We start from the raw sequence: 6,162 nt of genomic DNA, 5'->3' as shown, positions 1-6,162 counted from the left end.
CGAGTCGGGAGCCGACGAGCGGCGGGTCGCCCTGGTGCCCAAGGCAATCGCGCCGCTGGTGAAAAGCGGTGTGGCGGTCATCGTGGCGGCGGGCGCCGGTGAACGCGCGCTGCTTCCCGACGCGCTCTACACCGAGGCCGGAGCGACCATCGGCGACGCGTGGGCGGCCGACGTCGTGGTCAAGGTCGCGCCGCCGACCGCCGAAGAGGTCAGCCGGCTCAAAAGCGGGCAGACCCTGATCGGCTTCCTGGCGCCGCGCAACGCCGAGAACTCGATCGGCGCCCTCGAGCAGGCCGGCGTGCAGGCCTTTGCGCTGGAAGCCATTCCGCGGATCTCGCGGGCGCAGGCGATGGACGCGCTCTCGTCGCAGGGCAACGTCGCCGGTTACAAGGCCGTGCTGCTGGCCGCTTCGGAGTCGACCCGGTTCTTCCCGATGTTGACCACGGCCGCTGGGACCGTGAAGCCGGCCACTGTGCTGGTGCTCGGCGTCGGGGTGGCCGGGCTGCAGGCGCTGGCCACGGCGAAACGGCTGGGTGGCCGCACCACCGGCTACGACGTGCGGCCCGAGGTCGCCGACCAGGTCCGCTCGGTCGGCGCGCAGTGGCTGAATCTCGGAATCGACGCCGCCGGTGAGGGCGGCTACGCCCGCGAGCTCACCGACGAAGAGCGGGCCCAGCAACAGCAGGCACTCGAAAAGGCGATCAGCGGATTCGACGTCGTCATCACCACGGCGCTGGTCCCCGGCCGTCCCGCGCCGCGGCTGGTGACCGCCGCCGCCGTCGAAGCGATGAAGCCCGGCAGCGTCGTGGTCGACCTCGCCGGCGAGACCGGCGGCAACTGCGAGCTCACCGAACCGGGTCGCACCGTCGTCCGCCACGACGTCACGATCGCCTCGCCGTTGAATCTGCCGGCCACCATGCCCGAACACGCCAGCGAGCTGTACAGCAAAAACATCACCGCGCTGCTGGACCTGCTGATCAAAGACGGCAAGCTGGCCCCGGACTTCGAGGACGAAGTCGTCGCGCAATCATGTGTGACGCGGCAGACGGTCGGGGAGGACTAGATGTACGACGAACTTCTCGCGAACTTGGCGATCCTGGTGCTGTCCGGGTTCGTCGGGTTCGCGGTGATCTCCAAAGTGCCCAACACGCTGCACACCCCGCTGATGTCGGGCACCAACGCCATCCACGGCATCGTGGTGCTCGGCGCCCTGGTGGTGTTCGGCGAGGTCGAGCATCCCTCTCTGGCGGTGCAGATCATCTTGTTCGTGGCCGTGGTGTTCGGCACGCTCAACGTCATCGGCGGCTTCATCGTCACCGACCGAATGCTGGGCATGTTCAAGGGCAAGAAGGCGTCCGGCCCCGCGAAGACGCCCGAGGCCGCCAAATGAACTACCTGGTGATCGGCCTCTACATCGTCTCGTTCGCGATGTTCATCTACGGCCTGATGGGCCTGACCGGGCCCAAGACCGCCGTGCGCGGCAACCTGATCGCTGCGGTCGGTATGGCCCTGGCCGTGGCGGCGACGCTGATCAAGATCCGCCACACCGAATCCTGGGTGCTGATTGTCGCCGGGCTGGTCGTCGGGGTCGTGCTCGGTGTTCCGCCGGCCCGGATGACCAAGATGACCGCCATGCCGCAGTTGGTGGCGTTCTTCAACGGCGTCGGCGGTGGCACCGTCGCGCTGATCGCACTCGCCGAATTCATGGACACCAAGGGCTTCTCGGCGTTCCAGCATCACGAGTCGCCGACCGTGCACATCGTGGTGGCGTCGCTGTTCGCCGCGATCATCGGGTCGATCTCGTTCTGGGGCTCGATCATCGCCTTCGGCAAGCTGCAGGAGATCATCTCCGGCGCGCCGATCGGTCTCGGCAAGCTCCAGCAGCCGCTCAACCTGTTGCTGCTGACCGGGGCGATCGCGGCGGCGGTAGAGATCGGACTCCATGCCCACCCCGGCAGCGGCGGGGCGTCGCTGTGGTGGATGATCGGCCTGCTGGCCGCCGCCGCGGTGCTGGGGCTGATGGTGGTGCTGCCGATCGGTGGCGCCGACATGCCGGTGGTGATCTCGCTGCTCAACGCGATGACCGGACTGTCGGCCGCCGCGGCCGGTCTGGCGCTGAACAACACCGCCATGATCGTCGCCGGCATGATCGTCGGCGCGTCCGGTTCGATCCTGACCAACCTGATGGCCAAGGCGATGAACCGCTCCATCCCCGCGATCGTCGCCGGCGGATTCGGCGGCGGGGGAGTCGCGGCCGGCGGCGGTGATGCCGGCGACAAGACCGTCAAGGCCACCTCCGCGGCCGATGCCGCGATCCAGATGGCCTACGCCAACCAGGTGATCGTCGTCCCGGGTTACGGCTTGGCCGTCGCGCAGGCCCAGCACGCCGTCAAGGACATGGCGGCGCTACTGGAGGCCAAGGGGGTGGAGGTGAAGTATGCGATCCACCCGGTGGCCGGCCGGATGCCCGGGCACATGAACGTGTTGTTGGCCGAGGCCGAGGTCGACTACGACGCGATGAAGGACATGGACGACATCAACGACGAGTTCGGCCGGACCGACGTCGCGATCGTCATCGGCGCCAACGACGTCACCAACCCCGCCGCCCGCAACGACGCGTCCAGCCCCATCTACGGCATGCCGATTCTCAACGTGGACAAGGCGAAGTCGGTGATCGTGCTCAAGCGGTCGATGAATTCCGGCTTCGCGGGCATCGACAACCCGCTGTTCTACGGCGAGGGCACCACGATGCTGTTCGGCGACGCGAAGAAGTCGGTGACCGCGGTGGCCGAGGAGCTGAAGGCGCTGTAGCCCCGGTCAGAATGCCGTGTTGCCGGTAACCAGGTCGCCGAGGTTCACCAGGGTGCCCGCGATCGCCTCGACGTCATTCTGGCGGCGCAACCATACGACGAGTCACGACACCAATGGCTGTGCCATCGACTACAACGCGCTCGCTGTCTCCAGCGTGGGGGGCCTTTTCGAGGCAGTGTCGGACTGGCTCCATCAAGCAGACCCCGCCAAACCGCTGCCCACCGACGACCCGCGCAGCGGCCGGTCGCTGGGTGAGGGCCCGACGCGATCGCCGTCGCTCTCGGTGCTAGGTAAGCGTCACTCAGACAGGCGGGTAAGCCGGCGGTGGATAGCCGTTGCCGTCTACCACACCCCGAAGGCCCCATGGCACGTACCGCAGGTAAAACTCGATTTCGTCGGAAAAGTCATAACTCGGGTCCGGATCCATGTGCCATACCCTTTCGACGTGAAATCGGACAGCTGACGGCGCGCGGGCGCGGTATCCGAGTCTAGTCCTACCGGGCAACGCGCAACAGTGAACCGTCGCGTTGCTTAGACTACCCACCAGTTGATTGACTCCGGGCTTTCCCGGGACCGCCGATAGCGAGTAGACATGCCATCCGAGAACGGGCTCACCCGCCGCGAGGAGCTACTGACCGTAGCCACCAAGCTATTCGCCGCGCGCGGCTACCACGGTACCCGGATGGACGACGTCGCCGACGTCGTGGGGCTGAACAAGGCCACCGTTTACCACTACTACGCCAGCAAGTCGCTGATCCTCTACGACATCTACCAGCAGGCCGCCGAGCGCACCCTGGACGCCGTGCACGACGACCCGACCATGTCTGCCCGCGAAGCCCTCTAACAGTACACCGTGCGACTGCTCGACAACATCGCCGTCAACCCCGAGGGCGCGGCGGTGTACTTCCAGGAGCAGCCCTACATCACCGAGTGGTTCACCGAGGAGCAGGTCGAGGCGGTCCGCGAGAAGGAAACCCAGGTCTACGAGCACGTGCACGGGCTGATCGACCGCGGCATCGCCAGTGGCGAATTTTTCCAGTGCGACTCCCACGTCGTCGCGCTCGGCTACATCGGGATGACGTTGGGCGCCTACCGCTGGCTGCGGCCGAGTGGACGACGCAGTGCCAAGGAGATCGCCGCCGAGTTCAGCACGGCCTTGCTGCGTGGCCTGATTCGCGACGAGGCGGTCCGGGCCGAGGCGCCACTGGGCGCGACCCGAACGGATGTCGTCGCGCCATGACCGACCTCTCGGCCTCGATGGGACGAAGCCGCGGAGGGGATCGAGCGATAGCTGTTTGAGGAGCGCCGGTTAGGGTCGACAATTCCCGGCGCAGCGGACACGACCTGCGCCCGCCCCCGCGCGCGGCATCAGCACCGGCAGCGTCATCCGGTAGGTAGCTTTCGCGTGAGGAACTCGAGCTGGTCGGCGATCACCCGCTCGAACGCATCGCCGGTGTAGATCTCGAAATGTCCCTGCGGATAAAGCTTCACCTCGCCTTTCGGCGCCGCAGCGGCGTAGCGGCGGGTCGGCCCGGACGGGGCGACGGTGTCGGTTTCGCAGATGCAGAACAGGATTGGGCAGGGCACCTTCGCCGCGAGCCGACCCGGGCGGTAGGGCAACAGCTTCACGCCGATCCGCGCCGCAACCTCGTTGCGCAGGTCGACGCCGTCGGGTACCAACGCCAGATACCCGGGGTACGCGTCGGGGGCCGTCATCAGCGCCACCTCGCCGGGGTGTCCGGCTGTCTGCACCATCACCGGGTTGCCGCCGAAGCGCGACCTGGCGATGTCGCGGATCGCCAACGCCGTCAGGCGGGCGCTGACCAACGGATTGATCGCGGCCAGCGACGCGACACCGTCGGTGAACGGGCACTGCGACACCACCGCCGCGATGCCCGGCACCCGGGCCGCCGTGGCGATCACATGACCACCACTGAAAGACGTGCCCCACAACCCAATTCGCTGCGGGTCGATTCCCGGCAGGGTGCGGGCGAAGGCCGTGGCGGCTGTCCAGTCCTGCAACTGCATACCGATGTCGAGCAGTTGGCGCGGCGCACCTTCGCTGTCACCGAAGTTCCGGTAGTCGAACACCAGACAGGCGTAACCCGCCGCGGCGAAGCGTTCGGCGTAGGCGTCCAGGCGCATCGTGCGCACCGCGCCCAGTCCGTGCGCCATCACCAGCAGTGGTGTGTCGCCGTCGCCGTCCGGTCGATACAGCCAGGCACTGATCCGGTCGCTGCCGGAGTTGAACCAGACATCGTCGCGCTGCATGACAGCAGTCTTGCATCAGTGTGGTAAACCGGCGCCATGGGCCCGGATCTCCTGCGGCAGGTGTCCTCGCTGGTGGGGGCTACATACGTCAGCACCGACCCCGACGTGCTCGCGGGACGCAGCGTCGATTACACCGGTCGCTACCGGGGCGCCGCCCGCGCCCTGGTGCGGCCCGGCTCGGCCGACGAGGTGGCCGAGGTGTTGCGGATGTGCCGCGATAGCGGAACCCACGTCACCATCCAGGGTGGCCGGACGTCGTTGGTGGCCGGCACCGTCCCCGAACACGACGACGTGCTGTTGTCCACCGAAAGGCTTTCTGTCATCGGCAATGTCGACCGCGCCGAACGCCGGGTAGCGGCCGAAGCGGGCGCGACGCTGAGCGCGGTGCAGCGCGCGGCCGTTGCGAACGGCCTGGTGTTCGGCGTCGACCTGGCCGCGCGCGACACCGCGACCGTCGGCGGGATGGCTTCGACCAACGCCGGCGGGTTGCGCACGGTGCGCTACGGCAACATGGGCAACCAGGTGCTCGGGATGGAGGTGGCGCTGCCCGACGGGTCGGTGGTCCGGCGGCACTCGCAGGTGCGGGCCGACAACACCGGCTACGACCTGCCGTCGCTGTTCGTCGGCGCCGAGGGAACACTCGGTGTGATCACCGCCCTGGATTTACGTCTGCATCCGGATCCGGCGCATCGGGTGACCGCGGTCTGCGGCTTCGACGAGTTGAATGCTCTGGTCGACGCGGGCCGGCTGTTCCGGGACCTGGACGGCATCGCGGCGCTGGAACTCATCGACGGGCGGGCCGGTGCGCTGGCCGACGAGCATCTCGGTCTGCCGCCGCCGGTCGACGGTCGGTGGCTGCTGCTGGTGGAGTTGGCGTCCGACGACGATCAGACCGGGCGACTCGCCGGGCTGCTGGACGGCGTGCAGCCGTCGGGCGAGCCTGCGGTGGGCGTCGATACGGCTGCACAACAACGGCTTTGGCGGGTCCGTGAATCCGTGGCCGAGGTCGTAGGCTTATTCGGGCCGCCGCTGAAGTTCGACGTCGCGCTACCGCTGGCCGCGGTCGCCCGGTTTGCCGAC

General features: G+C 67.9%; 6 protein-coding genes and 1 pseudogene. 5 read left to right on the top strand and 2 right to left on the bottom strand.

Annotated elements, in window-relative coordinates; genetic code table 11:
• The 3 genes from AC2VOU_RS11930 to AC2VOU_RS11920 form a co-directional block, all read left to right on the top strand.
• Window positions 1-1,063, top strand: a 1,063-nt coding sequence (locus tag AC2VOU_RS11930; RefSeq protein WP_486957568.1) for an NAD(P) transhydrogenase subunit alpha, incomplete at its 5' end; no start/stop codon positions are given.
• On the top strand, window positions 1,064-1,390 hold the full coding sequence (locus AC2VOU_RS11925; protein ID WP_486938592.1) for an NAD(P) transhydrogenase subunit alpha part 2: 327 nt from the start codon (window positions 1,064-1,066) through the stop codon (window positions 1,388-1,390).
• Window positions 1,387-2,811 carry an NAD(P)(+) transhydrogenase (Re/Si-specific) subunit beta gene (locus AC2VOU_RS11920; protein ID WP_486957567.1) on the top strand — a complete coding sequence of 475 codons (1,425 nt, stop codon included), beginning with the start codon at window positions 1,387-1,389 and terminating at the stop codon, window positions 2,809-2,811. Before AC2VOU_RS11925 ends, AC2VOU_RS11920 begins: the two co-directional genes overlap by 4 nt.
• 301 nt (window positions 2,812-3,112) lie before the next feature.
• On the opposite strand, the gene AC2VOU_RS11915 is transcribed toward AC2VOU_RS11920, so the two are convergent.
• On the bottom strand, window positions 3,113-3,238 hold the full coding sequence (locus tag AC2VOU_RS11915) for a hypothetical protein (RefSeq protein ID WP_486957566.1): 126 nt from the start codon (window positions 3,236-3,238) through the stop codon (window positions 3,113-3,115).
• Between the two features lie 165 nt (window positions 3,239-3,403).
• Between AC2VOU_RS11915 and AC2VOU_RS11910 the strand changes: the two are divergent.
• Window positions 3,404-4,051, top strand: a pseudogene (locus AC2VOU_RS11910) (TetR/AcrR family transcriptional regulator).
• 143 nt (window positions 4,052-4,194) lie between these two features.
• Here the strand turns inward: AC2VOU_RS11910 and AC2VOU_RS11905 are convergent.
• On the bottom strand, window positions 4,195-5,082 hold the full coding sequence (locus AC2VOU_RS11905) for an alpha/beta hydrolase (RefSeq protein ID WP_486957565.1): 888 nt from the start codon (window positions 5,080-5,082) through the stop codon (window positions 4,195-4,197).
• Between the two features lie 36 nt (window positions 5,083-5,118).
• On the opposite strand from AC2VOU_RS11905, the gene AC2VOU_RS11900 reads away from it, so the two are divergent.
• The coding region (locus tag AC2VOU_RS11900) for an FAD-binding oxidoreductase (protein WP_486957564.1) at window positions 5,119-6,162 on the top strand (1,044 nt) is incomplete at its 3' end.

It is taken from the genome of Mycobacterium sp. TH-M25, assembly GCF_057473665.1.
The sequence above is the reverse complement of the archived record's forward strand: the minus strand, read 5'-3'. Positions and strand labels throughout refer to the sequence as shown.

Coding starts and splice junctions, on each gene's coding strand:
- AC2VOU_RS11925 (WP_486938592.1), top strand. CDS start 1,064: ATGTACGACGAACTTCTCGCGAACTTGGCGATCCTGGTGCTGTCCGGG.
- AC2VOU_RS11920 (WP_486957567.1), top strand. CDS start 1,387: ATGAACTACCTGGTGATCGGCCTCTACATCGTCTCGTTCGCGATGTTC.
- AC2VOU_RS11915 (WP_486957566.1), bottom strand. CDS start 3,238: ATGGATCCGGACCCGAGTTATGACTTTTCCGACGAAATCGAGTTTTAC.
- AC2VOU_RS11905 (WP_486957565.1), bottom strand. CDS start 5,082: ATGCAGCGCGACGATGTCTGGTTCAACTCCGGCAGCGACCGGATCAGT.